This window comes from Sutterella parvirubra YIT 11816 (assembly GCF_000250875.1).
Classification (GTDB): Bacteria; Pseudomonadota; Gammaproteobacteria; order Burkholderiales; family Burkholderiaceae_F; genus Sutterella; species Sutterella parvirubra.
In genome coordinates this window covers 1-2,009 of record NZ_JH604849.1, presented here as the reverse complement: position 1 = coordinate 2,009, position 2,009 = coordinate 1, and the positions used below count along the sequence as shown (strand labels likewise).

Below are 2,009 nucleotides of genomic sequence, written 5' to 3'. Positions count from 1 at the left end.
TTTTTTATGCTAAAATTGAGTTGTTATATAGCCACTCAATTTTGAGCGCAAATGTACCTTTCCGCCACTGTCAAAGTTCCAGAAATTCCGGGCAAGATCACCCGTCGGAAAATGGGCACTAACGTCTATGTGCTTTTTGAGGTGGGTCGAGTTTATGACCCCAAACGACAGTTCAATGTTCCCCAGCGCGTCACCATCGGCAAGTTGGTCTCTGAAGCCGACAACACGCAGATGCAGCCCAACGAAAAATTTCTGGAGCTCTTCCCAGAGTGCCGTCCGTTGCCGCAGGAGCAGGCTTCGGTACGAAGCAATACGATCAGTGCCGGAACCTTCATCGCTTTGGACTCCATCGTCAGGGAATACAAGCTTCGGCAGTTACTTGATGACGCCTTCGGCAGAGATGCCGGCTTTATTCTTGATCTGGCTGCCTACATGATCGTGAGTGAGGACAATGCCGCCCAGTATTACCCCGACTACGCCAGGCGGCACCCGCTCTTTACAGAGGGCATGTCCGTCAAAAGTGATAGTTCTGTCTCCCGGCTGCTCTCCCGTATGGGTCGAGATCAGATAACAGCCTTCCTCGATGCCTGGAATGCCCGACAGGATCACCGACATCGTATCTACATATCGTACGATTCGACAAACAAGAATTCTCAGGCCGGAGAGCTTGATCTTGTCGAGTTCGGACACCCGAAAACGGATATGGGGCTGCCGATCTTCAACCTCTCACTAGCTTTTGACCGGACCAATCAGATCCCGCTTTTTTACGAGCTGTACCCCGGCTCCATTCCGGATGTCTGCCAGCTGCGCTATTTGATCGAAAAGATCGTGGCCTACAACTATCGCTCTGTCGGCGTCGTGCTCGATCGCGGCTATTTCAGCCGCGCCAATATCGAGTTCATGGATGAAAAGAAGATCCAGTTCCTTCTGATGGTGAAGGGATGCAGATCATTGGTTTCAGACTTTGTGACAGCGTCCAGAGGGTCTTTTGAAACAGACCGTGCCTGTCGTGTCTCCGGCGCAGATGTCTACGGCACAACGATCAGGCATAAGCTGTATGACTCCGACAAGAAGCAGCGCTATTTCCATCTCTTTTTCAGTCCGTCGAAGTTGGCTCAGGAACGAGCCGCACTTGAGGCCCGTCTCGACGCCATGGCCGCAGAACTCACTAAGCTCGAAGGTCGCGAGGTCGAAATCGATGCGCCCTTCAGCCGCTATTTCACATGTCACTATTCAGGCGAAACGAAGGGTAGCAGAAAGTTCTTGTTTGCCGAAGAAAAGAGAGACGTCACGAAGCAGGAACTTGAACTGTGCGGATACTTCTGCATTATCAGTTCCGAAACAATGACGGCACAGGAAGCCTACAGCCTATACCGAGGACGCGACGCATCAGAGAAGCTCTTTCGCTCGGATAAATCGTTTCTCGGTGCACGTTCTCAGCGCGTGTATTCCAACGAGGCAGTGCAGGCCAAGATCTTTATTGAGTTTGTGGCCCTCATCATCCGAAACCGCTTCTACAACCTGCTCAAAGAACAGATGTGTCGGCTCGTCACGCGGCGCAACACGATGACAGTACCGGGCGCTATCAGAGAGCTCGAGAAAATCGAAATGACGAGAAGAAACGGGGCTCAATACATGCTCGACTACGCCCTCACGAAGACTCAGAAGATGCTTCTTCAGTCATTCGGGCTGAACGCAGACGATACTGTCAGCCGCGCCATGGAGATTGCTCGGAAACTTGCCGAGTCCAAAAATGAAATCGTAAACGAACAAGGAGAGGAAGACGATGCCCAGACGGAAGTCGATGAGCTCTATTGACGCTGAGATCAGCGCACTGAAAGATAAGATTAGCGCAACCAAAACACGCTACGAGAATCTGTGCCGGGATCTCGAGAAACTGCAGCAGGAAAGGGAAATGGTATTGGCCCAGGACTTGGTCCGAGCATTGCGCAAGAGCGGAAAAACCTACCACGAACTTATGGAACCTCTTCACCGGGGCCCTTTCTGAG

General features: G+C 51.8%; 1 protein-coding gene. It reads left to right on the top strand.

Translation table 11 applies throughout. From position 1 onward, the window contains the following. The first annotated feature begins 51 nt into the window (after positions 1–51). The gene (locus HMPREF9440_RS00630) at positions 52–1,818 is read left to right on the top strand and encodes an IS1634 family transposase (RefSeq protein WP_008540486.1); all 1,767 of its coding nucleotides are present in this window, start codon (positions 52–54) and stop codon (positions 1,816–1,818) included. Positions 1,819–2,009: the final 191 nt, after the last annotated feature.